The following is a 24,586-nucleotide window of genomic DNA, read 5'->3' as shown; positions in this document are numbered from 1 at the left end:
CGCTTTTTTCTCTGCCCGCACGCCGCCAAAGCGCCAGCTATGTACGCTAGCGCACGGTCTTGCGCGCGCCGCGCACCTACGATGAAGTTCAGAAAATCTCCCTATACCCTGAGATTCGTCGCAACGCTCCGGCGCTTCGCTTTCCGTCTTCGCCAGTGTCCGTTCTTGTTTTTCCTGACTGGGCCGAGGTAGCGGAGGCCGCTGGCTGCATGCGCGCACCTAGCGAGGCCCAAGTTGAAAGAGTACACAGCAGTAGTCACGGAGCAGATCAGGCAACAGCTTTCCCGATTCAAGGAAATCTTCCGCGACCATCCCCTCGCCACGGACATGTTCGACGCCGCGCGCGACGATGCCTTGCCCCTGCGTTCAGAATTATTCAGCGCCATGCAGATGGCCGCCCACGGCAAGCACGTGGCTGCCGGCCACGCCGTGGGCAAGCATCATGGCCGCGACCGCCTGCTGGCCCGGCTGGCCGACAATGCGGCCCTGATCACGGCCACCGTCAACGAATTGACGGCCACCGTCAAAAGCGGACGCCAGGTCACGCCCGCCTCGGAATGGCTGCTCGATAATTTCTACCTGATCGAAGAGCAGATCCGCACCACGCGGCGCCACCTGCCGAAAAACTACAGCAAGGAGCTGCCCCGTCTGACCACGGGCTTCGATGCCGGCTGTCCGCGCGTGTACAAGATCGCGCTGGAAATCATCTCGCATGGCGATGGCCGGGTCGACCTGGAAAACCTGTGCCACTTCGTCGAGGCGTACCAGGATGTCGCCACCCTGACCCTCGGTGAACTGTGGGCCGTGCCCATCATGCTGCGCCTGGCCCTGATCGAAAACCTGCGCCGCGTGGCCGTGCGCGTGGCCGACGACCGCATGCAGCGCGACCTGGCCAATACCTGGGCCGACCAGATGACGGACATCGCCGAGCGCAACCCCAGCGGCCTGATCCTGCTGGTAGCCGACATGGCGCGCTCGAATCCGCCGATTACCAGCGCCTTCGTGGCCGAGCTGTCGCGCCGCCTGCAGGGGCAAAGCCCGTCGCTCACCCTGGCCCTGTCGTGGCTCACGCACAAGCTGGCCGAGTCGGGTCTCACGATCGAGCAGCAGATCCAGTCCGAGATCGGGCAGCAGGCGGCGGACCAGGTGTCGATCGCCAACAGCATCGGCAGCCTGCGTTTTCTCGGCACCATGGATTGGCAGGAATTCGTCGAGACCATGAGCGTGGTCGAACAGACCCTGCGCCTGGATCCGGCCGGCACGTATGGCTTGATGGATTTTGCCACGCGCGACAGCTACCGCCACGCCATCGAACGCATCGCCAAGCGCAGCGCGCGCAGCGAAATGGAAGTGGCCGAGATGGTGGTGCAGCTGGCGCACACGCATGGCGGCGGCAGCGATGCGCGCCGCGGCCATATCGGCTTTTACCTGGTCGGGCGCGGCGTGCTGGTGCTGGAAAAGCAGGCCGGCGCGAAGCTGCCCTTCATCGAGGCGCTGCAGCATACGGCGCGCGCCGCGCCGTTGGCCGTCTACCTGGGCGCCATCTCGTTCCTGACCCTGGCCACGAGCGCGCTGCTGCTCGAGCGGGCCGTGCGCCATGGCGTGCAGGGCTGGCTGCTGGCGGCGCTGGGCGTGCTGGCGCTGCTGGGCAGCAGCCAGCTGGCCGTGGCCGTGGTGAACTGGCTGGCGACCCTGATGACTTCGCCGCACCCGCTGCCGCGCATGGATTACCAGGCCGGCATTCCATCGGACGCGCGCGGCATCGTCGTGGTGCCGACCTTGATCTACAGCAAGGAAAACGTGGCCGCCCTGTGCGAGGCGCTGGAAGTGCGCTACCTGGCCAACCGCGATCCGAACCTGCGTTTCTGCCTGCTGACCGACTTTGTCGACGCGGACGCGCAAACCTTGCCCGGCGACGACGCCTTGCTGCGCCAGGCGCAGGACATCATCCGCGGCCTGAACGATAAATATCGCGTGGAGGGCGTCGAGTTCCAGGAGAACGGCGACCCGGTCGACGCCGCGGACCTCGGCCATGTGGGGCCCTTCCTGCTGCTGCACCGTCCGCGCCTGTGGAATTCGCAGCAGAATGCGTGGATGGGACAGGAGCGCAAGCGCGGCAAATTATCCGACCTGCACGCCTTCCTGCGCGGCGGCGCGCGCGACAAATTCTCGCTGGTGGAAGGCGAGCTGCGCGGCCTGCGCACGATCAAGTACGTGATCACGCTCGACACCGATACGCAGCTGCCGCGCGACGCGGCGCGCGAATTCATCGCCACCATGATGCACCCGCTGAACCGCCCCGTGCTGGATGCGGCCGGCACGCGCGTGGTGGCCGGCTACGGCATTTTGCAGCCGCGCGTGGCCGTCGCGCTGCCCAGCGCGAACGCCTCGCGCTACGAGCTGCTGTGCGGCGGCGAGCCGGGCATCGACCCCTATACGCGTACCGTCTCGGACCTGTACCAGGACGTGTTTTATGAAGGCTCGTTCATCGGCAAGGGCATCTACGACCTCGACATGTTCGAGCGCGTGCTGGGCCAGCGCCTGCCCGACAATAAAATCCTCAGCCACGACCTGCTGGAAGGCTGCTATCTGCGCGCGGGCCTGCTCAGCGACTCGCAGCTGTATGAGGAATATCCGGCCCGCTATGATGCCGACGTCAGCCGGCGCCAGCGCTGGATACGCGGCGACTGGCAGCTGATCGGCTGGCTGCTGGGCCGCGTGCCGGGCCGCGCCGGCAAGCGCGAACGCAATCCATTGTCGATGCTGTCGCGCTGGAAGCTGTTCGACAACCTGCGCCGCAGCGCGGTGGCGCCGGCCACGACCCTGTCCCTGCTGCTTGTATGGGGCTTCCTGCCCCACGTGGCTTTCTGGAGTGCGGCGGTGCTGGCCATCATCTTCCTGCCGCCCGTGTTTTCGGCGCTGTACGACCTGCTGCGCAAACCCCGCGACACGCTGTGGCGCCAGCACCTGGCCGCGTTCGAGCGGCGCTGCGGCGTGCAGTTCTCGCATGCCATGCTGACGCTCGTCTTCCTGCCGTACGAGGCCTACATCAGCCTCGACGCCATCGCGCGCACCCTGTGGCGCCTGGGCGTGTCGCACAGGCATTTGCTCGACTGGCGCGCCTCGAACCTGCACACCTCGTCCGGCTCGCAGGCGGACAGCTGGCGCGCCATGTGGTGCTCGCCCGTGCTGGCGCTGGCCACCGCGGGCGCCCTGTTTTACTGGCGTGCCGACTCCTTGCCGGCAGCGGCCGTGGTGCTGTTGCTGTGGCTGGCCGCTCCCGCCATCGCCTGGTGGATCAGCCGTCCCATCGAGCGTGCCGTGGCGCGCCTGTCGGCCGAGCAGGGACGCTTCCTGCATGGCGTGGCGCGCAAGACCTGGGCCTATTTCGATACCTTCGTCGGCCCTGACGATCACTGGCTGCCGCCCGATAACATGCAGGAGCATCCGAACCTCGTGGTGGCGCACCGCACCTCGCCGACGAATATCGGCCTGGCGCTGCTGGCCAACCTGACGGCCTACGATTTCGGCTACCTCACCATGGGCCAGCTGATCGAACGCAGCCGCGCCACCTTGCACAGCATGGGCGAACTGGAACGCTTCCAGGGGCATTTCTATAACTGGTACGACACGCAGACCATGAAGGCGCTGCAGCCGATGTATATCTCGACGGTCGACAGCGGCAACCTGGCCGGCCATCTGCTGACCTTGCAGCCAGGTTTGGTGGAACTGTACGACGCGCCCATCGTCGGCCTACAGGTGGTGCAGGGCATCCGCACGACGGCGCAGGTGCTGCAGGAATTCATCGCCGCCGAAGGCGAAGGCAAGGGCGTGCGCGAAGCGCTGGCGCTGCTGCAGATGCCGGCCGCGCCGGCCAGCCTGCCGGAGTGGCACGCCTACCTGCATGCGGCGAATGGCGCCGCCGATGCCCTGCTGTCGCTGACCTTGCAAAGCGAGGATGGCGAACTGCCCATGTGGACGGGGGCGCTGGCGCGCCAGTGCCGCGCGGCGCTGGCCGAATTGCTGCAACTGGCGCCATGGGCGGCGCACGCGGGGCTCGCCGGATTGGACGCGGCGCTGGCGCGCGTGCCGACGCTGCGCGAACTGGCGAACCTGGAAACGGCGGACGGCACGCCGTCCGAGCTGGCCGTGCTGCTGGCGCAAGGCCGCGAACAGGCGGGCCGCTTCATGCGCGACATCGCCCATGCGGCGGGCCAGGCGCGCGACTTCGCGCAGGTCGAGTACGCGTTCCTGTACAACCCGTCGACCAAGCTGCTGGCCATCGGCTACAACGTCAGCGAGCGGCGCCTGGATCCCAGCTACTACGATTTGCTGGCCTCCGAAGTGCGCCTGGCCAGCTTCATCGCCATCGCCCAGGGCCAGCTGCCGCAGGAACACTGGTTCGCGCTGGGCCGCCAGCTGTGCATGGTGGCCGGCCAGCCCGTGCTGCTGTCGTGGAGCGGCTCGATGTTCGAATACCTGATGCCGCTCCTGGTGATGCCGAACTACCCGAATACGCTGCTCGACCAGACCTACCGCTCCGTGATCGAGGCGCAGATCGATTATGGCCGCCAGCGCGACGTGCCGTGGGGGATTTCCGAGTCCGGCTACAACACGGTCGACGCCAGCCTGAATTACCAGTACCGCGCCTTTGGCGTGCCTGGGCTGGGCTTGAAGCGGGGCCTGGCCGACGACCTGGTGGTGGCGCCGTATGCCAGCATGATGGGTTTGATGGTGCAGCCGGAAGCGTCGTGCCAGAACCTGCAGCGCATGCAGGCCGCCGGCTACATGGGCCGTTACGGCTTCTTCGAAGCGATCGATTTCACGACGGCGCGCCTGCCGCGCGGCCAGGGCAGCGCCGTCATCCGCTCGTTCATGGTGCACCATCAGGGCATGGGTTTCCTCTCCCTCAGCTACCTGCTGCACGACCGCCCCATGCAGCGCCGTTTCGAGTCCGATCCGCTGCTGCAGTCGGCCTTGCTGGTGCTGCAGGAACGCACGCCGCAGGCGGGCGCTTTTTACTCGAATACGGCCGAACTGGCGGTGCTGCGCAGCGGCGCGCCGGAGCAGGCCATGCCGATGCGTATCCTCACGCAGGCCAACAGCGCCGTGCCCGAAACGCAGCTGCTGTCGAATGGCCGCTACCACGTCATGGTGAGCAACGCGGGTGGCAGCTACAGCCGCTGGAAGGACCTTTCCGTGACGCGCTGGCGCGAGGACAGCACGCGCGACAACTGGGGCAATTTCTGCTACCTGCGCGACCTCGACGATGGCCAGGTCTGGTCCGCCATGTATCAGCCGACGCTGGTCGAGCCGAAAAAATACGAGGTGATTTTTTCCGAGGGGCGCGCGGAATTTCGCCGCGCCGACCACGGCCTCGATCTGTACACGGAGATCGTCGTCTCGCCCGAGGACGACATCGAAATCCGCCGCACGCGCATCAGCAATAATTCGAACCGCCAGCGGCGCATCGAGATCACCAGCTATGCCGAAGTGGTGATGGCGCCGGCGGCGGCCGATGCCGCCCATCCCGCGTTCAGCAAGCTGTTCGTGCAGACGGAAATCCTGCCGCACGAGAATGCGATTTTGTGCACGCGCCGGCCCCGCTCGAAAGACGAGCAGATGCCATGGCTGCTGCACGTGATGACGGTGCATGACGTGGAACGCTACGAGGTCTCGTTCGAGACGGACCGCGCGCGCTTCATCGGCCGCGGCAACACGGCGCAGCTGCCGCAGGCGCTGCAGGACAGCGGTCCCTTGAGCGGCGGCCAGGGTTCCGTGCTCGACCCCGTCGTGGCCATCCGCTACGTCATTACCCTGGCGCCGGACCAGGCGATCACGGTCGACAGCGTCACCGGCATGGCCGAGCAGCGCGACGCGGCCCTGCACCTGATCGACAAGTACCAGGACCGCCACCTGGCCGACCGCGTGTTCGAGCTGGCCTGGACGCACAGCCAGGTGGTGCTGCGCCAGCTCAATGCCAGCGAAGCCGATGCGCAGCTGTACGCGCGCCTGGCCAATGCCGTGATCTATCCGAATGCGTCGCTGCGCGCCGAGGCCAGCATCCTGATCAAGAACCAGCGCGGCCAGTCCGGCCTGTGGGCGTATGCGATCTCGGGCGACTTGCCCATCGTGCTGCTGCAGATACGCGATGCGGCCAATATCGAACTGGCGCGCCAGATGGTGCAGGCGCACGCCTACTGGCGCCTGAAGGGGCTGGTGGTGGACCTGGTGATCTGGTACGAGGAGCAGTCGGGCTACCGCCAGCTGCTGCACGACCAGATCATGGGCCTGATCGCCTCGGGCATCGATGCGCAGGCGATCGACCGTCCGGGCGGCATCTTCGTGCGCCTGGCCGAGCAGATCGCCAATGAAGACCGCATCCTGCTGCAATCGGTGGCGCGCGCCATCATCAGCGATTTGCGCGGCACTTTGGCCGAGCAGGTCAAGCGTCCCCCCAGTCCCGTGCTGCGCATGCCGCCGCTGTTGCAGGATTCGGGCCGCGAGCCGGTCAGCGTGCCGCACCGCGCCGCGCCGCGCGAGCTGATTCTGGAAAATGGCCTGGGCGGCTTTACGCCGGACGGCCGCGAATATGTGATCACCACCGGCGAGGTGGGGCGGACGCCGGCGCCCTGGTCGAACGTGCTGGCCAACGCCCAATTCGGCACGGTGCTATCGGAGTCCGGCCAGGCCTATACGTGGAACGAGAATGCGCATGAATTCCGCCTCACGCCATGGCAGAACGACCCTGTTTCCGACCTGTCCGGCGAGGCGTTTTACGTGCGCGACGAGCAGAGTGGCCAGTTCTGGTCGCCGTCGGCCCTGCCGGCGCGCGGCAGCGGCGACTATGTGACGCGCCACGGCTTCGGCTACAGCGTGTTCGAGCACAGCGAAGGCGGCATCGCCACGGAACTGTGCACTTATGTGGCGCTCGATGCGGCCGTCAAGTACTCGGTGATCAAGGTGCGCAATGACAGCGGCGTGCCGCGCCGCCTGTCCGTCACCGGTTACGTGGAATGGGTGCTGGCCGACCTGCGCGCCAAGTCCGGCATGCACGTGGCGACCGAAGTCGACACGATCAGCGGCGCGCTGTTTGCGCGCAATAACTACAACACGGAGTTTTCCGGCCGCGTCGGCTTCTTCAATACCGACGCCAGCATCCGCTCGATCACCTGCGACCGCAATGAATTCATCGGGCGCAACGGCAGCCTGGCGCAGCCGGCGGCATTGCGCAGGGTGCGCCTGTCCGGCAAGGCCGGCACGGGCCTCGATCCGTGCGCGGCGATCCAGGTGCCGTTCGAGTTGCAGCCGGGGCAGGAGCGCGAGATCGTCTTCATTCTCGGCGTGGGCGGGCGCCGCAATGCCGACGCCAGCACCATGGTGCAGCGTCACGCGGGCAAGGAAGCGGCCCGCGCTACCCTGGACAAGGTGCGCGCCTACTGGGAAACCACGCTCGGCGCCGTGCGCGTCGAGACGCCCGATCCATCGCTGGACGTGATCGCCAACGGCTGGCTGATGTACCAGACCATCGCCTGCCGCCTGTGGGCGCGCAGCGGCTATTACCAGTCGGGCGGCGCTTACGGTTTCCGCGACCAGCTGCAGGATGCGATGGCCATGATCCATACGGCGCCGCAGCTGCTGCGCGGCCATCTGCTGCTATGTGCGGCGCACCAGTTTGTCGAGGGCGATGTGCAGCACTGGTGGCATCCGCCATCGGACCGCGGCGTGCGCACGCACTGTTCCGATGATTACCTGTGGCTGCCGCTGGCCACTTGCCGTTACGTGATCGCCACCGGCGACGTGAATGTGCTGTCGGAGGTGGCGCCCTTCATCGAGGGGCATGCCGTCAAGCCGGAAGAAGATTCCTATTACGACCTGCCCGTGCGCTCGGGCGAATCGGCCGACCTGTATGAACACTGCGCGCGCGCCATCCGCCACGGCTTGCGCCTGGGCGTGCACGGCTTGCCGCTGATGGGTTCCTGCGACTGGAACGACGGCATGGACAAGGTGGGCGAGCATGGCAAGGGCGAGAGCGTGTGGCTGGCCTTCTTCCTGTACGAAGTGCTGCAGCGTTTTGCCGAGGTGGCCGTGCTGCGCGGCGATGCGACGTTTGCCCAGTTCTGCCGCGACGAGGCCGTCAAGCTGTCGGCCAACGTGGAGGAACATGCCTGGGATGGCGAGTGGTACCGGCGCGCGTATTTCGACGACGGCACGCCGCTAGGCTCGCACACCAACGAGGAATGCCAGATCGACTCGATTTCGCAAAGCTGGGGTGTGCTGTCCGGCGCGGCCGACAAGGAGCGGGTCGCGGGCGCCATGCGCCAGGTTGATGCGCGCCTGGTGCGACGCGAGTCCGGCGTGATCCAGCTGCTCGATCCGCCGTTCGACAAGTCGAATCTCAATCCCGGCTATATCCGCGGCTATGTGCCGGGCGTGCGTGAAAATGGCGGCCAGTACACGCACGCGGCCATCTGGACGGCCATGGCCTTTGCCCGCCTGGGCGACGGCGAGAAGGCGTGGGAGCTGCTGCGCATGATCAATCCCGTGCGCCATGGTGTCGACGCGCAAGCCGTGGCGCGCTACAAGGTGGAACCGTATGTGGTGACGGCCGACGTGTATGCCGTCTCGCCGCACGTGGGGCGCGGCGGCTGGAGCTGGTACACGGGGTCGTCGGGCTGGCTGTACCGGCTGATCGTTGAATCCCTGCTGGGATTGACGCGCGAAGCGGACGTGCTGCGCCTGGCGCCGACCATGCCGGCCGAGTGGAGCAGCTTCAAGTTGCATTACCGTTTTGGCGCCAGCAGCTATGCGATCACGGTGGAGAAGGCGGCCGGGCGGCCGGCAGGGCTGTCGCTCGATGGCGCGACGCAGGACGGCGACAGCATCGCCTTGCGCGACGAGGGGCGCGAGTATGCGGTGCTACTGCTACTGTAGTTTTGTCGTCGTGCCTTGCCATGTCTCGTGTTCGGGGCGGCGCCGGCCGGCCAGCAGGATCAGGCCGGCACCGAGCAGCAACAGGTCGCGCGTACGCACTTCGGAGGTGGCGTCGCGCGCGGCAGGCACCGCCTGAGGGGAGGTGGGTGTCGCCGTGGCGGCGGATGCCTGGCTGGCGCAAGCGGCCAGGCACAGGGCCGCGATTCTTCCATTTAACTGCATACATTCCTTAAAAAAGCGCGCCAGCCGTACGGCATCAGCGCGCCGGTGTGCATGTCGACGGCATTGTAAATATCGACATGAACATTGTAAATAGGAAATTTTTTGCCGGGCCTCAGAAACCCAGGGCGGCGCCCGCACCCAGCAGGGTCGCCACGCCCAGCACGGCAAACACCAGCGCGGCGATGCCGTGCACCAGGCGCAGCGAGACGCGGTTGGCGATCCTGTCGCCCAGGTACACGGCCGGCACGTTGGCCAGCATCATGCCGAAGGTGGTGCCCAGCACGACGGAATAAATGTCGTGATAGCGCGCCGCCAGCGCCACCGTGGCCACCTGTGTCTTATCGCCCATTTCCGCCATGAAGAAGGCGATCAGGGTGGTCAGGAAGACGCCGTACTTGGCCAGCTTGGTCTCGTCTTCATCGAGCTTGTCGGGGATCAGGGTCCAGGCGGCCATCGCCAGGAACGACACGCCCAGCACCCAGCGCAGCACGTCCGGTCCCAGCATGCTGGTGATCCAGGCGCCGACGGCGGCGGCAAACGCATGGTTGGCGATGGTGGCGACGAAGATCGCCAGCACGATGGGCAAAGGCTTGCGGAATTTGGCGGCCAGGAGGAAAGCCAGGAGTTGGGTTTTGTCGCCGATTTCAGCGAGACCGACGATGCCGGTGGAGATGAGGAATGCTTCCATGAGATTGCGAGAGGTACGTGGGCCGGACGAATTAACCAATGATCCACGGGCGACTCCGGCCCATGCGGCCGCCCTGGATCAATGGTCTCGTCAAGTTCTGCAACCACCTGCACCATGGCCTGCGGGCCAATCATGTTGATACAGGTTCCTGCGGCATGGCCGCGGGACGACTACTCCCCAATGTTCGAGGCGCATCATACGCCAATGCCGGCGGCCGCGCCAGTGCCGGTGGGGAGGGCGGGCGCGTTGTGTGTGGGGCGCCGACAACAATGAGCAATCAGCAAACAGACTCGACTTAGAATGCAGTTCTGTCCACGACTCCCAGATGGAATGCGCCATGCCGGTTCTTGTCCGCTTGCTTGCCCTGTGTTTGATGCTGTCTGCCTCCTGGCCCGGTGCATCCGCCGCCGCGGCCGCGCCATTCGACGACAAATTCCGCCAGCTCGAGGAGCTGCTGCCCACGCCGAATGCCTACCGCACCGCATCGGGCGCGCCTGGCCACGCCTACTGGCAGCAGCGCGCCGACTATGTGATACGCGCCCGGTTAGACGAAGCGCGCCGCGAAATCACGGCCAGCGAGCAGATCACCTATCACAACCATTCGCCCGACAGCCTCGCGTATCTGTGGCTGCAACTGGACCAGAATGGCTTGCGCAAGGATGCCGACCAGCGCCGCGTGCTGAGCGCGCCCTCGCGCCAGGCCTGGCTCAGCGGCAATGAGGAAGAGGCGCTGAAATTCGAGGACTTGCGCGCCATCCATGCAGGCCGCGAATTCGATGGCGGCTTCAAGCTGACGGCCGTGACATCGGCCAGCGGCAAGCCGCTGCCGCATGCGGTCAACCAGACCATGTTGCGCATCGATTTGCCGCAGGCGCTGGCGCCCGGCCAGAGCATCAGTTTTAACATCGACTGGTCATACAAGATCAATGACCAGAAGGTGCTGGTCGAGCGCTCAGGCTATGAGTATTTCGAGGATGACAGGAACACGATCTTCCAGGTGGCGCAGTGGTTCCCGCGCATGGCCGCCTATTACGATGCCGTCGGCTGGCAGCACAAGCAGTTTCTCGGCTCCGGCGAATTCACGCTGGAGTTTGGCGACTACGAGTTGTACCTGACGGTGCCGTCCGACCATGTGGTGGCGGCCACGGGCGAGCTGCAGAATCCTTCCGCCGTTTTGAGCGCGGCGCAGCGCGAGCGCCTGGCCAGGGCACGGAACAGCAACACGCCGCTGCTGATCATCACCCCCGGGGAAGCGCTGGCGGCGGAAAAAGGGCAGACGGCGGCGACGAAGACCTGGCACTTCAAGGCGGCCAATGTGCGCGACGTGGCGTGGGCGTCGAGCCGCAAGTTCATCTGGGATGCGCAGGGCTTGGATAGCGGCGGCAAACGCGTGATGGCCATGTCCTACTACCCGAAAGAAGGCAATCCGCTGTGGCAGCAGTACAGCACGCGCGCCGTCGTGCATGCGATCGAACAGTACAACAAGTACAGTTTCGATTACCCGTATCCGAATGCGATTTCCGTCAATGGCGCCGTGGGCGGCATGGAGTATCCGATGATCTCGTTCAATGGCGGGCGGCCCGTGAAGGACAAGAAGACGGGCGACATCACGTATTCGAAGAAGACCAAGTACGACCTGATCAGCGTGATCATCCATGAAGTGGGACACAATTATTTCCCCATGATCGTCAACTCGGACGAGCGCCAGTGGACGTGGATGGACGAAGGCTTGAATTCCTTTTTGCAGTACCTGGCCGAGCAGGCATGGGAAGAGCATTTTCCGTCCTGGAATGGCGAGCCGCGCAAGATCGTCGACTACATGCGCAGCCAGGACCAGGTGCCCATCATGACCAATTCCGAATCCTTGCTGCAGTTCACGGCGAATGCCTACGACAAGCCTGCCACCGCCCTCAACATCCTGCGCGAGACGATACTCGGACGCGAACTGTTCGACTTCGCCTTCAAGCAGTATGCGCAGCGCTGGAAGTTCAAGCGCCCCACGCCGGCCGACTTTTTCCGCACCATGGAAGACGCTTCCGGCACGGACCTGGACTGGTTCTGGCGCGGCTGGTTCTACACCACCGACGCCGTCGACATCAGCATCGACGGCATCAGCGAATATGGCGTGAACACGAAGAATCCGGAAACGGAAAAGGCGTGGAAAAAGGCGCAGAAGGCGGCGCAGCCGATCTCGATCTCGGACCAGCGCAACAAGGCGCTGCCGAAGAAGGTGGACATGGATCCCGCGCTGAAGGATTTCTACAACCAGCATGATGAATTCACGGTCACCAACAAGGACCGCAACAGCTATGCGGAAGAGCAGGAAGCGCTGGAACCATGGGAGAGAACCATGCTGGAACAGCGCGCGCAGGGCAAGCATCTGTACCTGGTCGATTTTTCGAATATCGGCGGGCTGGTGATGCCGCTGATCCTCGAGATCGAACTGAAAAGCGGCAAGAAGGTCATCGAGCGCGTGCCGGCCGAAGTATGGCGCTACTCGCCGCACAAAGTCAGCAAAGTGATCGTCACGGATGAACCGATGGTCGGCCTGGTGCAGGACCCGTACTGGGAGACGGCCGATATCGACACCAGCAACAACGCCTGGCCGCGCAGAATCACGCCGTCGCGCCTGGAACTGTTCAAGCAGGACCGCGACAAGAACAACCTGATGAAGGATTTCAATACGCCGCTGAAGGCGCCGGAGGCAAAGCCGCCGGCCAGGGCCGGGGGCGCGCCTGAGGCGAAATAGGGAAACGGCGCCGGCCAGTCCGGCGCTTTTTCTGCCAGGCGGGCGCCGGAAGTGCTATTCTGCGCGACGCCCGGCGCACACTTGCCGGTGCTTTCGCAAATCATTCAAAAGACGACCATGCAAACTATGACCTATCTGCGCGCGCTGGGCTGTGCGCTACTCTGCCAGGTGACCCTGGCCGCGCACGCCGATCCCCTCAGCTACGCGCGTTACGACCAGGTGCGCACGCGCGACCTGCAACTGGACCTGAAAGCCGACTTCAAGCAAAAGACCCTGTCCGGCTATGCCGAGCTGTCGCTGAACTGGATCGATCCGGCCGCGCGCACCCTGGTGCTCGACACGCGCGACCTGGCGATCGCCAAGGTGCAGGTACAGGACAAGCGCGGCGCATGGCAGATGGCGCCATACCAGCTGGACAAGGCCGACCCGGAAAAGGGCCAGGCGCTGCGTATCACGACCACCGGACAGCCTGAAAAAGTACGCGTCTACTATCACACGGCGCCGGGCGCCATCGCGCTGCAGTGGCTCACGCCGCAGCAAACCATGTCGGGCAAGTTGCCGTTCATGTTCAGCCAGTCGCAAAGCATCAATGCCCGCTCCTGGGTGCCGTCGCAGGATACGCCGGCCGTGCGTTTCACCTACAGCGCGCGCATCGATGCGCCGGCCGGCATGCGCGTCGTGATGAGCGCCGAGAATGACGAAAAAGCCACGGGCAAGGGTGGCTGGAAATTCAAGATGCCGCAGCCGATTCCATCGTACCTGCTGGCCATTGCCATCGGCGAACTGGAAGTGCGCAAACTCGGCCCCCGTTCGGCCGTGTATGCCGAACCGCCGCGCATCAAGGCGGCCGAATACGAGCTGGCCGATACGGAAAAGATGATCCAGGCGGCAGAAACGCTGTATGGCCCGTATGGCTGGGGCCGTTACGACATGATCGTGCTGCCGCCATCGTTCCCCTACGGCGGCATGGAAAATCCGCGCCTGACCTTCCTCACGCCGACCATGATCGCGGGCGACCGCAGCCTGGTCGACCTGATCGCGCATGAACTGGCCCACTCGTGGTCGGGCAACCTGGTCACCAACGCTTCGTGGAAGCACATGTGGCTCAACGAAGGTTTCACCACCTACGTCACCACGCGCATCGTCGAGCAGCTGTACGGCAGCGAAGTGGCGCAGATGGGCGTGCAGGTCGACCAGGAAGAACTGGCCGCTTCGATCCGCGAATTGCCGGCCGCGAAAACGGCGCTGATCACGCGCGATGCCGACGCCAATCCGGCGGAAACCTATACCGACGACGGCATCATTTATCCGAAGGGCGCCTGGTTCCTGGCGACCATGGAGCAGCGCGCGGGCCGCGCCGTGTTCGATCCCTTCCTGCGCGGCTGGTTCGACCAGCATGCGTTCCAGAGCGTGACGACGGCGCAGTTCATCGACTACCTGCGCAAGAATCTGCTGGCGCAGCATCCGGACGTGATGCCGGAAGCGGAATTGAACGAATGGCTGTATGGCACCGGCGTGCCGGCCAGCGCCAAGCGCGTCGTCTCGCCGCGCCTGGCGCTGCTGGACCAGCACCGCGACGCCTGGCTGAAGGGCGAGCTGGCGACCAAGGACCTGGGCATGGACAAGTGGATCGCCATCGAGTCGATGCACTTCCTGAACGACATCAATGGCAAGGCCAGCGCCGCCCAATTGCGTGAACTGGACCAGGTCTACGGCGTGGGCAAGAGCGGCAACAATGAAGTCGCTTACCGCTTTTACCTCGCTTCCGTGAACGCCGGCTACGACGTGCAGCAGCCGCTGCGGGCATTCCTCATGAGCGTGGGCCGCCAGAAGTTCGTCGTGCCGCTGTATGCCGCCCTGATGAAGACGCCGCAAGGCCATGCCTGGGCCAAGGACGTGTACGCGAAGGCGCGCGAACGCTATCACCCGGTGACGCAGGAAAGCGTCGACAAGCTGATGGCTGCCCAGGCGCGCTGAGGCGCCACGATATCAACCCTGCTGACTGAACTTTTGGAGTGTAGAACATGCATGTGATGAACCGCCTTGCCGCCGCCATCGTGCTGGCGTTTTCCAGCGTTACCCTGCCAGCGATGGCTGCTGCCGCCGATGCCACCGCGGCGCCGGTGGCCGCCAGCGTGGCCGCACCGGCCTTCGACCTGGACCGCGATGTCGCCAGCGCCCTGAAAATGTTCGACGTGCCCGGCATGGCGATCGCCATCGTCAAGGATGGCAAGGTCATTACCGCCAAGGGCTTTGGCGTGCGTAAGCTGGGCGAACCGGCTGGCGTCGACGCGCAGACCCTGTTCGAAGTGGCCTCCAATTCGAAGGGTTTCACGGCCGCCGCGCTGGCCATGCTGGTCGACGAGGGCAAGCTGGCCTGGGACGATCCCGTCACCAAGCACCTGCCTGGCTTCCAGATGCACGATTCCTACGTGACGGGCGCCATGACCATCCGCGACCTGCTGACGCACCGCAGCGGCCTGGGTCTGGGCGCCGGCGACTTGCTGTGGTGGCCGACCACCACCTTCACCACCGACGAGATCATCGAGAAGCTGCGCTATATCCGCCCGGCCACGAGTTTCCGCAACAGCTATGCCTACGATAACCTGCTGTATATCGTGGCCGGCAAGATCATCGCCGACAAGGCCGGCAAGAGCTGGGGCGCGGCCATGTACGAGCGCATCCTGGCGCCGCTGGGCATGACGGGCACCACCACCAGCCTGCTTGAGAACGCGGGCAATCCCGACGTCGCCAGCGCGCACAGCAAGATCGACGGCAAGATCGCCGCCGTCAAATCCATGCCCGTGCCGAACGCCGTGGGCGCCGTCGGCATCAACACCAACGCGGAAGATATCGCCAAGTGGATGATGGTGCTGCTCGATGGCGGCAAGATCGCCGGCGTCAAGGACAAGGACGGCAAGGAAGCGCGCCTGTTCAGCGAAAAGCAGGGGCGCGAGATGTGGACGGCGCAAACGCCGATCAAGATCCCCGAGCCGAAACCGGCGCTGGCCGCCACCAAGCCGAACTTCAGCGCGTATGGCCTGGGTTTCCAGCTGCGCGACTACAAGGGCATGAAAGTGGCCATGCACGGCGGCGCGCTGCAGGGCTTCTATTCGCGCGTGGTGATGGTGCCGGAGGCGAAACTGGGCGTGGCCATTCTCACCAACGCGGAAAATGGCGGCTCGATGACGGCGCTGCAATGGCGCATTCTCGACCATTACCTGCAGGCGGCGCCGTCGGACTGGCTCGCGCTGGTGGCCAAGGTGGAGCAGGAGCAGCACGCGGAAGAAGTGAAAAGGCAGGGCAAGGCATCGAGCGCCCGCGCCGCCAAATCGCAGCCGTCGCTGCCGCTGGCGTCGTATGACGGCGAGTACGAGGATGCCTGGTATGGCAAGGTCACTATCCGCCCCGAGGGCAAGAAGCACATTCTCAGCTTCACGCGCACGCCGGACCTGACGGGGGAGCTCGAGCACTGGCAGCACGATACCTTCATCGTGCGCTGGAAGGAGCGCAACTTCAACGCCGACGCGTATGTGACGTTCTCGCTCAATCCGGACGGCAGCATCGACCGCGTGAAGATGGCGCCCGTGTCGGCAGAGACGGACTTCAGCTACGACTTCCAGGATTTGAGCCTGGTGCCGGTGAAGCCCAAGGAAGCGAAGAAATAAACTGTCGATACAAAAACCGCAGCCTGGCCTGCGGTTTTTTTTCGTCCCTTTCCATGCAAGTGCGCGGCAGACCTGCTGCAGGCCGGTTTTTATTCCATGGAACGACGTGAAAAGAAAACGTTATCTGGTTTTCTTGTTTGCGTATTTAATAACTTTCTTTAGTGCTACTATTTTTATGCGCCATACGTCTGCCGATAGATGAAAATTGGCGGCTGGCGTTTTGCCCTGGTTTTTTATAACGATGAACTTTTTTGCTAACGGGATAAAAATGATCAATTTCAAGAAAGCCGTATTTGTCTTCTGTGCCGCCGTCGGTTTCGCCGGTGCCATCAGTTCGAGCGCGTATGCGCTGCCGTCGCGGGAAACGTGCGAAGAAGCCCGTGATTCCTGTCTCGCCGACGGCAATGAAAACGATTGCGCGCTGGTGCGCCGCCTGTGCGGCGTGTATGGCATTCACGTGTAAGGCCACTGCCCTGCATGCCATGACATGCGTCGGCCGACAGGCGACTCCGGGCGGCCAGCGTCTTGTCTCCGATGGCTTTTTATAACGACTCAACTCTTTGGGAATCGCATAAAAATGATCAACGTAAAAAAAGCGGTCTTTCTCTTTTTTACAGCTGTCGGTCTGGCCGGCGCCCTGGGCACCGCTTATGCGCAGCCCACGCGCCAGGCCTGCATGCAAGCCTTGTTTGATTGTAACGAAGGCATCATGAGCCAATGCACGGTTGTCTCGCGTTCCTGCGGCGTGTACGGCATTTACCTGTAAGGCGCGCTGCGCGCACAAGGCAATGGCGGCGCGCCGTATCGGCCCGCCGCCATTGGCTTTTCAAGTGACTCAGGGCTTGACGAACTTCAGGGTCATGCGGTCGCTCTCGCCGATGGCCGTGTACTTGGCGCGGTCGACTTCCTTGTTGGCATAGGTGGGCGGCAGCGCCCAGACGCCGCCCTGGTGCTCGGCATTGTCCTTCGGATTGGCGTTGATGTCCGACTTGGCCGCCAGTTTGAAGCCGGCTCCCTCGGCCAGCTTGATCACATACGCTTCGTGCATGTAGCCGCTGCTGGCGGTGGCGTCCTGCGCCTTGCTGGCCGGCAGGCGGTGTTCGACGACGCCGAAGACGCCGCCCGGTTTCAGGCTGTCATACACTTCCTTGAACAGGGTTTTCATGCCGTCGTCGCCGATGGGTATCCAGTTGTGGATATTGCGGAAGGTGAGCACCATGTCGGCCGTGCCCTTGGGGGCGATGCGGTAGGTGGTGGGCGGGGCGAAGGCGCCGATTTCCACCTTGCCGAAGGCGGCCGGATTGGCGTCGAGTTTTTGCTGGAAGCGGGCCGCGCCGCGCCGCGCGCCTTCGCTGGCCGACTGCGGGTCGTTGCCAGCGGCGATCAGCTTGCCGTGCTCGCGCAGGTAGGGCGCCAGGATCTCCGTGTACCAGCCGCCGCCGGGCGCCAGTTCCACCACCGTCATGTTCGGCCTGATGCCGAAGAAGGTCAGCGTTTCATACGGGTGGCGCGCGCCGTCGCGCAGCGCGTTGGCCGGCGTGCGCGCACTGCCGGCGATGGCCGCCTTCAGGGCCGCGTCGCCCGCGTCGGCGGCCAGTGCCGCGCCGCTGCCGCCACAGGCCAGGATGGCTGCCAGGATGGCAGCCGAAGATACTCGCTTCATCATCATATGCTCCGTACGTGATTGGATCGGTTGGTGAATTGGTGGCGATCGCCATCAACGCCGATCATCGGTCAAGCACGCGGGCCGGTCAAGCGGATTCCGTGCTCCAGGCGGCGGCATACGGTGGCAATTCGCAGGTGTTGAGCGCATCGGCGATGGCCGCGCCACGGCCGTGCGTAAATGGCAGTTCGCCCGTCCAGACGACGTGCGCCATGTCGCCCGCATCGTCGAGGGGCCCGCCTGCGCGCTGCTTGACGGCGCTTTCATCGAGCGCGATGCGCAGCACGGTGGTGGCCGCGTATTCCTTGGCGCTGCCGCCGCGCACCTGGGTCTGGCGTCCTGGCGCCAGCTTGTCCATCAGCGCCTCCATGGCCGCATGCTGCTGGCCGGTGTCGGCCACTTTTTCAAACTGCCCATAGATCATCGCCGAGCGGTAGTTCATCGTGTGGTTGAAGGCCGAGCGTGCCAGCACGAGACCGTCGAGATGGGGAATCGTCACGCAAGCCCCGGTATCGGCCAGCAGTTGCTTGAGCATGCGGCTGCCATTCGAGCCATGGATGTACAGGTGATCGTCGATGCGCCAGCAGGCGGTGGGGATGCAGTGGCTGCCGTGCGCATCGCGGAAGGCAATGTGGCACAGGTAGGCGGCATCGACGATGGCGTGCAGGGCGGCCTGCTCGTAGCTGGCCAGTTCGGCGACGCGGCGCACGCGGGTACGGGCGCTGGGAGGGAGGGCGGCAACGGTCATGGCAATCATCCTGTGGAACGGTGAGGGGAGGGCGCACTATAATCGTTGCCTGGCCCTGAAAAAAGATCCAGCAAGCATAAATAAATTAGAGCCACGAGAAGAGGGAGGGAATCGCATGGATTACGCTTTGCTGCTGGCGGCATTCGAGCGCGCGCACGGTGAGCGGGGCTGGCCGCGCCAGCGCCTGCTGCATGAATGCCTGCGCGCGGCGATACGCGGCGGCCAGCTGGCACCCGGCACGCGGCTGGCCGCCACGCGCGTGCTGGCCCAGGAGCTGGGCGTGGCGCGCAATACGGTGCTGTACGCCTACGAGCAGCTGGCCAGCGAAGGCTTCGTGCTGCCGGACCGGCGCGGCACCCTGGTCGCCGGCAGTGCCGGCGCGCAGGTGGCGTCGCTGCCCGTCGATGGCCGGGATGGCCTGTCGCGCCGCGCCCGGCATTTGCGCGGCGTGTCGGGACAGGATGTCAACGCGGCGCTGGTGTTTCCGGCCGATGCGATGGGCGCGTTCGCGCCTGGCGTGCCGGCGCTCGACGAATTCCCGCTGGCGCAATGGCGGCGCATGCTCGATCGCGCCTGGAGCGCGCTGTCGCCGCGCCAGCTCAATTACGGCGACCCCGCCGGCGAGCCGCAGCTGCGCATGGCCATTGCCGACCATTTGCGCGCGGCGCGCGGCGTCGTCTGCGATGCGGGCCAGGTGTTCATCACGGATGGCACGCAGAGCAGCCTCGATGTGTGCCTGCGCGCCTTTGCCGACCAGGGCGACACCCTGTGGCTCGAGCATCCAGGCTATGGCGGCGCGCTGGCGGCGGGGCGCGCCGCCGGCCTGCAGGTGGCGGGCATTCCGGTCGACATGGATGGCATCGCGCCGACTGACGCCGATTGGCGCGATACGCCGCCACGCCTGATCTACACGACGCCGTCGCACCAGTATCCGACCGGCAGCGTGCTCAGTCCTGCGCGCCGCATGGCGCTGCTCGAGCGCGCCCGCGCGGCGGGAAGCCTGATCATCGAGGATGACTACGATAGCGAATTCCGGCATGGCGGTCCGCCGCTGGCGGCCATGCAGGGACTGGTGGCCGATGCGCCCGTCGTGTATCTGGGCACGTTCAGCAAGACCATGTTTCCGGCGTTGCGCATCGCCTTTATCGTGGTGCCTGCCGCGCTGGCCGCGGCATTCGCGCAGATGCAGGCGCAGGGCGCCGTGCGGGGGCGGGTGGCCGAGCAGCTGGCGCTGGCCGAATTCCTGCGCAGCGGCCTGTTTGCGCGCCACGTGCGGCGCATGCGCCGTTTGTACCGCCAGCGCCGCGATGCCTTGAGCGAGGCATTGCAGCGCCATGCCTGCGCCGGTGCCGCCATCCACGGCGGCTCGGCCGGCATGCATCTGGCGCTGCGTTTTCACGATGGCGCCTGGGATGACCTGGCGCTGAGCCGGCGCGCCGCGCAGGACGGCATCGTGGCGCTGGCGCTCTCCGCCCATGCCACGGGCGAGCGGGCCGGCTGGAACGGCTTCCTGCTCGGTTATGCGCAGGTGCCGGCCGAGAACATGGATGGCCTGGCGCGCCGTCTTGGGGCGCTGCTGCCGGCGTGATGCGGCTACTGCCTTACTGCTGGTCCAGCATCCACTGCTTCAAGCCATTGACCCAGTTCTTGGCGGGCAGGTTGAATTGTTTCTTGATGGCGCCGGCGCGTTCATACAGTTCGCTGAAATCGAGCGACGGCGATTTCTTGAAGGCGAGCACGACGATGTTTTCATCTTCCAGTTCCGGCACCCAGACGACGGCGTCGAAGACCAGCTCCATCGCCTGCAGGTTCTTGTCGTAGTTGGGGAAGTCGCCGAAGACGTTCGTGCACATGATGCCGTCGTCCGTCAGGCAGTCGAAGCAGGCCTGGTAGAACTCGGGCGTGTCGAGCACGGGGCCGCGCGCCTCCTCGTCGTACAGGTCGACCTGCAGCACGTCGACGCTGCCGTGGTTGGCCGCATCGAGCACGAAATCGAGCGCATTCATTTCGCGCACGTCGAGCCGAGCATCGTTCGGCGGCAGGGCGAACTGGGCGCCGCAGATGGCGATCACATTCGGATTGAGCTCGATGGCCGTGACCGTGGCATCGGGGAAGCGGCGGTAGCTGAACTTGGTCAGCGCGGCGCTGCCCAGTCCCAGCTGCACGATGCGTTTCGGCTGCACCTTGAAGAGCATCCACATCATCATCATCTGCACGTATTCGAGTTCGATGGCGTCGGGTTTGTCCAGGCGCATGGCGCCCTGCACCCACTTGGTGCCCAAGTGCAGATAGCGGATGCCGCGGTGTTCGGTGATGGTGGCCGGCGGATGGCCAGGATGGCTGAAGGCGGTGTTGCTGGTGGAGATAAAATCGGTCGTCATGGCGCCAGTGTAGCAGCCGCATGAAAAAAGACGCCGTGGCGTCTTTTTGGTGGTGCGCTCAAGATTGCTTGCGGCGTCGCGCCAGGAATCCCAGTATGCCGAGGCCGGCCAGCAGCATGCCATAGGTTTCCGGTTCCGGGACAGGCGCCAGGTTCAGGTTGAAGGTGCCGCCGTAGCTGCCGCCATTGGTGCTGCCCATCACGGTCAGCGTCATCGGGCCATTGAAGAGCAGGCTGGTGGGCGCCAGCACTTCGCCCTGGGCATAGCCGAAGACGGTGGGGCCGCCAAAGCCCGTCAGTGCGATGCCGTTCAGGTTGGCACTGGTGAAGTTGATGGAGGAAGCATCGCTGCCCGTGACCGACAGGTTGGCCAGGAAGGCTTGCGCGGTCGAACCGAAGGTCGCATCCGGAGTAAAGGTGAACGTATCGGTAAAGACACCTAGCGGACTGGGGGTGGCGTTGAAGCCGCCCGTCCACAGGTTGCCTGTGGTGTTGGTCAGGTTGACCGTGTACGACGCGGCATATGCGCTGCCGATGGTGGCAGCGCCCAGGACCGCTGCTGCGATGAGTGATTTCAGTTTCATATTTATCCCCGCGAAAAAACGATTAATGTTTCAAAAAACCGTACCGCGTTGATAAATTATCGCCAACACTTTTCATTGTCAATGAGCTATTTTTTTATGACCGAGCACGCTTAAATAGCTAATTGCTACTACACGGGCGTAAACTGTTTTCAATTGTAAAATTGAACACACTAATTGTTGATATTGCACAAAAAATACCTGCGGGTTTTGTGGTCAATAAATTGTTGCATTGGAATTTAATTTGCCTCAAGCAATGGCAGTGTCATGGTGACGGCGAGGCCGCCGCCTTCGCGGTTGGCGAGGGCGATGCGACCACCATGCGCTTCGGCAATTTCTCGCGCCAGGGCCAGGCCGAGTCCCGTGCCGCTGCGCTTGGTAGAGTAGAACGGCACCAGTGCGTTTTCCAGCACCGCGCCGCTCATGCCGGGGCCGCGGTCGCGCACTTCGATACGCAATTGTCCTTGCGCCTGGCTGACGTGCAAGCCGATGTGCTGTGCCTTCGAACCCGACTCGAGCGCATTCTTAAGCAGGTTCAGCAGTGCCTGCTGCATTTGCGCCGCATCGAAGACGGCCGCTTGCGCGGGCGGCGGACAGTCGAGCGTGAAGGCGATCTGCGACGCCAGGCTGTCGAGAAACGGCGGCCATTCGCAACGGGCAAGGCGCGGCGTGGGCAGCTTGGCGAAGCGCGCGTAGCCGAGTATGAAGGTTTCCAGGTGGCGCGTGCGCTCCTCGATCGTGGCGAGGATTTGCGGCAGGCGCTCGGTCTGCCCGCGGCGTACCAGCTCGGCACCGGAATGGGCCAGCGAGGCCAGTGGCGCCAGCGAGTTGTTCAATTCATGGCTGATGACGCGGATGACTTTCTTCCAGGTCTGCACTTCCTGGCGGCGCAGTTCCAGGGTGAGCTGGCGCAGCAGCAGCAGTTCGTGCTTGCGCCCGTTCAAGCTGAAGCTGCGCCGCGCCAGGTGGAACACCTCTTCCTGTTCTCCCTCGCCGCTGGTAAACAGGCCATCGCTGGCGCGCGCCAGCGCCTCGGCCAGGGCCGGCGCCGCCTGCCGCACGATGTCGGCTAAATGCTGGCCTTCCAGCCGGCGCCCCTGGTGCAGCAGCTGGCGCGCGGCCAGGTTGGCGTAGACGATGGCGCTGCCCTCGGCCACCAGCAGCATGGCCACCGGCGTGTTTTGCACCATGGTGTCGAGCAGCAGTTCGCGCTGCACCAGGTCCAGGCGCTGCCTGCGCAGCACGTCGCCCAGGGCGTTGTGGGCCGCTACCAGGTCGGCCAGTTCATCGTTTTGCGGCCAGCGCAGGCTGAAGGCGAAGTCGCCGTCCTGGTAGCTGGCGACCGTGCCGCTCAAGGCGCGGAACAGCGACAGCATCGCCTGCAGCTGCGCGCGGATGGTGATGACGGCGAGCGGCAGCACGCATGACAGGGACAGTCCCAGCACCAGCCACGGCTGCTGCGGGAAAAAATGCGCGAGCAGCAGGGCGAGGCCGACGCCCACCGTCAGCAGGGTGCCGATCAGCGCCGTCCAGCGCGTCAGCAGCGAAAGGCGCAGCGTGGCCGGACGCTTCGGCATGGGCTGGGATGGCGGCATCAGGCGCGCGCGATGCCCAGGCGTTCCATGCGCCGGTACAGCGCCTGGCGCGACAGGCCCAGCTCCTGCGCCGCCTGCGCCACCACGCCCTGCGCGCGGGCCAGCGCGGCGACGACGCTGTCGCGGTCCGGTTCCGTGGCGGCCGTATCCTGCGCGGCGCGCAGCGATGGCAAGGAGGCCGGCGGCAGGCCCAGTTCCTGCGCCTGGATCAGGGGGCCAGCCGTCAGCAGGCTGGCGCGCTGCATGACGTTTTTCAGTTCGCGGACATTGCCGGGCCAGCCGTGCGCCAGCAGGGTGGCCTGGGCCTGCGCATCGAGGCTCTTGTCGGGGCCCAGGAAATGCCGCGCCAGGACCAGGATGTCGGCCGGGCGCTGCGCCAGCGGCGGCAGGCGCAGCTCGATCACGTTGAGGCGATAGAACAGGTCTTCGCGGAAGGTGCCGGCGCGTATCATGGCCGGCAGGTCGGCATTGCTGGCGCTGATGACCCGCACCTTGACCTGGCGTTCGCGGTTCGAACCGAGCCGCTCGAAGCGGCCCGTTTCCAGCACGCGCAGCAGCTTCATTTGCCCGGCCAGCGGCAAGTTGCCTATCTCGTCGAGAAACAGCGTGCCGCCGTCGGCCGCATCGAATTTGCCGTCGCGCGCGCGGGTGGCGCCCGTGTAGGCGCCCGCTTCGGCGCCGAACAGTTCTGCCTCGATCAGGTCCACCGGCACGGCGCCGCAATTGAGCACGACGAAGGGGCCGTCGGCCACGTGCGAATTGGCTTGCACGATGGCGGCGATGCGCTCCTTGCCGCTGCCGTTGGGGCCGGAAATGAGCACGGGCACGTCGGCGCGCGCCACCTGGCACGCCAGGTGCACGACCCGTTCCGTGGCCGCGTCTTGCCAGACCATGCCGCGCAAATCGAAATCGTGTTCCAGGGCTTGGCGCTGGCGCTGCTCCGCCACCACGCGCGAGCGCAGCGCGCGGTTCGCCTGTCCCAGCTCCAGCAGGTTTTGCACGCTGGCGATCAGGCGCCGGTCGTCCCACGGCTTGGCCAGGTAGTCGGCCGCGCCGGACTTGATCAGGTCGACGGCCGCATCGAGCTGCGTCCAGGCCGTCAGCAGGATCACGGGCAGGTCGGGGTGGCGCGCGCGGATGGCGTGGAACAGCGCGCAGCCTTCCTCGCCCGAGGTGGTATCGGCCGTGAAGTTCATGTCCTGCACCACCAGGTCGATGGGGTGCCGCGCCAGCATCTGCAGGCCCTCTTCGGGCGAGGCGGCGCGCAGGGCATCGATCTCGTGCAGCGAGAACAGCACGTCGAGCGCGATGGCCACGGCGGCATTGTCGTCAATAATCAGTACGGTAGGCATGCGTGC

Annotated in this window: 14 protein-coding genes and 1 riboswitch; of the genes, 5 read left to right on the top strand and 9 right to left on the bottom strand. The window is 65.0% G+C overall.

The genetic code is table 11. The annotated features are described in order from the left end of the window. Positions 1-327 precede the first annotated feature (327 nt). Entirely contained in the window at positions 328-8,934 is an 8,607-nt protein-coding gene (locus tag AC1RDJ_RS08660) for a glycoside hydrolase family 94 protein (RefSeq protein WP_493027408.1), read from the top strand. On the opposite strand, the gene AC1RDJ_RS08655 is transcribed toward AC1RDJ_RS08660, so the two are convergent. Both AC1RDJ_RS08655 and AC1RDJ_RS08650 read right to left on the bottom strand, forming a co-directional pair. Next, entirely contained in the window at positions 8,926-9,156 is a 231-nt protein-coding gene (locus AC1RDJ_RS08655) for a hypothetical protein (RefSeq protein ID WP_493027227.1), read from the bottom strand. The two genes, AC1RDJ_RS08660 and AC1RDJ_RS08655, sit on opposite strands and share 9 nt — an antisense overlap. Before the next feature lie 112 nt (positions 9,157-9,268). After that, complete coding sequence (locus tag AC1RDJ_RS08650) at positions 9,269-9,844, bottom strand: TMEM165/GDT1 family protein (protein WP_071325686.1); 576 nt, start codon at positions 9,842-9,844, stop codon at positions 9,269-9,271. A 21-nt stretch (positions 9,845-9,865) separates the two neighbouring features. Continuing rightward, positions 9,866-10,035: riboswitch (yybP-ykoY riboswitch) on the bottom strand. A 146-nt stretch (positions 10,036-10,181) separates the two neighbouring features. Here AC1RDJ_RS08650 and AC1RDJ_RS08645 point away from each other — a divergent pair. The 3 genes from AC1RDJ_RS08645 (at position 10,182) to AC1RDJ_RS08635 (ending at position 16,261) form a co-directional block, all read left to right on the top strand. After that, on the top strand, positions 10,182-12,593 hold the full coding sequence (locus AC1RDJ_RS08645; RefSeq protein ID WP_493027226.1) for a M1 family metallopeptidase: 2,412 nt from the start codon (positions 10,182-10,184) through the stop codon (positions 12,591-12,593). Between the two features lie 117 nt (positions 12,594-12,710). Further along, complete coding sequence (locus tag AC1RDJ_RS08640) at positions 12,711-14,570, top strand: M1 family metallopeptidase (protein WP_493027225.1); 1,860 nt, start codon at positions 12,711-12,713, stop codon at positions 14,568-14,570. Between the two features lie 47 nt (positions 14,571-14,617). Beyond that, positions 14,618-16,261 (top strand): serine hydrolase, encoded by a 1,644-nt coding sequence (locus AC1RDJ_RS08635; RefSeq protein WP_493027224.1) that lies wholly within the window; start codon positions 14,618-14,620, stop codon positions 16,259-16,261. Positions 16,262-16,406: 145 nt separating this feature from the next. Here AC1RDJ_RS08635 and AC1RDJ_RS08630 read toward each other — a convergent pair whose 3' ends face one another. The 3 genes from AC1RDJ_RS08630 to AC1RDJ_RS08620 all read right to left on the bottom strand — a co-directional run bounded on the left by AC1RDJ_RS08630 (position 16,407) and on the right by AC1RDJ_RS08620 (position 18,672). Beyond that, positions 16,407-16,979: a hypothetical protein gene (locus AC1RDJ_RS08630; protein WP_493027223.1), complete on the bottom strand. Its 573-nt coding sequence runs from the start codon at positions 16,977-16,979 to the stop codon at positions 16,407-16,409. A gap of 117 nt (positions 16,980-17,096) precedes the next feature. After that, complete coding sequence (locus tag AC1RDJ_RS08625) at positions 17,097-17,924, bottom strand: class I SAM-dependent methyltransferase (protein WP_071326749.1); 828 nt, start codon at positions 17,922-17,924, stop codon at positions 17,097-17,099. A gap of 88 nt (positions 17,925-18,012) precedes the next feature. After that, entirely contained in the window at positions 18,013-18,672 is a 660-nt protein-coding gene (locus AC1RDJ_RS08620; protein WP_493027222.1) for a pyridoxamine 5'-phosphate oxidase family protein, read from the bottom strand. Between the two features lie 115 nt (positions 18,673-18,787). Here AC1RDJ_RS08620 and pdxR point away from each other — a divergent pair, with 115 nt between their 5' ends. After that, positions 18,788-20,260: a MocR-like pyridoxine biosynthesis transcription factor PdxR gene (pdxR, locus tag AC1RDJ_RS08615; RefSeq protein ID WP_493027221.1), complete on the top strand. Its 1,473-nt coding sequence runs from the start codon at positions 18,788-18,790 to the stop codon at positions 20,258-20,260. A gap of 13 nt (positions 20,261-20,273) precedes the next feature. Here pdxR and AC1RDJ_RS08610 read toward each other — a convergent pair whose 3' ends face one another. The 4 genes from AC1RDJ_RS08610 to AC1RDJ_RS08595 all read right to left on the bottom strand — a co-directional run bounded on the left by AC1RDJ_RS08610 (position 20,274) and on the right by AC1RDJ_RS08595 (position 24,580). After that, positions 20,274-21,053 (bottom strand): spermine/spermidine synthase domain-containing protein, encoded by a 780-nt coding sequence (locus AC1RDJ_RS08610; RefSeq protein ID WP_493027220.1) that lies wholly within the window; start codon positions 21,051-21,053, stop codon positions 20,274-20,276. Between the two features lie 58 nt (positions 21,054-21,111). Continuing rightward, positions 21,112-21,636, bottom strand: coding sequence for an FxDxF family PEP-CTERM protein (locus AC1RDJ_RS08605; protein WP_493027219.1), 525 nt, complete (start codon positions 21,634-21,636; stop codon positions 21,112-21,114). A gap of 236 nt (positions 21,637-21,872) precedes the next feature. Then, complete coding sequence (locus tag AC1RDJ_RS08600; RefSeq protein WP_493027218.1) at positions 21,873-23,228, bottom strand: sensor histidine kinase; 1,356 nt, start codon at positions 23,226-23,228, stop codon at positions 21,873-21,875. Beyond that, complete coding sequence (locus AC1RDJ_RS08595) at positions 23,228-24,580, bottom strand: sigma-54-dependent transcriptional regulator (protein WP_071325676.1); 1,353 nt, start codon at positions 24,578-24,580, stop codon at positions 23,228-23,230. Before AC1RDJ_RS08595 ends, AC1RDJ_RS08600 begins: the two co-directional genes overlap by 1 nt. Between the last annotated feature and the right edge of the window lie 6 nt (positions 24,581-24,586).

It is taken from the genome of Janthinobacterium sp. GW822-FHT07H10 (assembly GCF_058798675.1).
The sequence above is the reverse complement of the archived record's forward strand: the minus strand, read 5'-3'. Positions and strand labels throughout refer to the sequence as shown.

Bases quoted from the DNA above. Each gene is read 5' to 3' on its own strand.
- AC1RDJ_RS08660 (WP_493027408.1), top strand. From the start codon at position 328: ATGTTCGACGCCGCGCGCGACGATGCCTTGCCCCTGCGTTCAGAATTA.
- AC1RDJ_RS08655 (WP_493027227.1), bottom strand. From the start codon at position 9,156: ATGCAGTTAAATGGAAGAATCGCGGCCCTGTGCCTGGCCGCTTGCGCC.
- AC1RDJ_RS08650 (WP_071325686.1), bottom strand. From the start codon at position 9,844: ATGGAAGCATTCCTCATCTCCACCGGCATCGTCGGTCTCGCTGAAATC.
- AC1RDJ_RS08645 (WP_493027226.1), top strand. From the start codon at position 10,182: ATGCCGGTTCTTGTCCGCTTGCTTGCCCTGTGTTTGATGCTGTCTGCC.
- AC1RDJ_RS08640 (WP_493027225.1), top strand. From the start codon at position 12,711: ATGCAAACTATGACCTATCTGCGCGCGCTGGGCTGTGCGCTACTCTGC.
- AC1RDJ_RS08635 (WP_493027224.1), top strand. From the start codon at position 14,618: ATGCATGTGATGAACCGCCTTGCCGCCGCCATCGTGCTGGCGTTTTCC.
- AC1RDJ_RS08625 (WP_071326749.1), bottom strand. From the start codon at position 17,924: ATGAAGCGAGTATCTTCGGCTGCCATCCTGGCAGCCATCCTGGCCTGT.
- AC1RDJ_RS08620 (WP_493027222.1), bottom strand. From the start codon at position 18,672: ATGACCGTTGCCGCCCTCCCTCCCAGCGCCCGTACCCGCGTGCGCCGC.
- pdxR (WP_493027221.1), top strand. From the start codon at position 18,788: ATGGATTACGCTTTGCTGCTGGCGGCATTCGAGCGCGCGCACGGTGAG.
- AC1RDJ_RS08610 (WP_493027220.1), bottom strand. From the start codon at position 21,053: ATGACGACCGATTTTATCTCCACCAGCAACACCGCCTTCAGCCATCCT.
- AC1RDJ_RS08605 (WP_493027219.1), bottom strand. From the start codon at position 21,636: ATGAAACTGAAATCACTCATCGCAGCAGCGGTCCTGGGCGCTGCCACC.
- AC1RDJ_RS08600 (WP_493027218.1), bottom strand. From the start codon at position 23,228: ATGCCGCCATCCCAGCCCATGCCGAAGCGTCCGGCCACGCTGCGCCTT.
- AC1RDJ_RS08595 (WP_071325676.1), bottom strand. From the start codon at position 24,580: ATGCCTACCGTACTGATTATTGACGACAATGCCGCCGTGGCCATCGCG.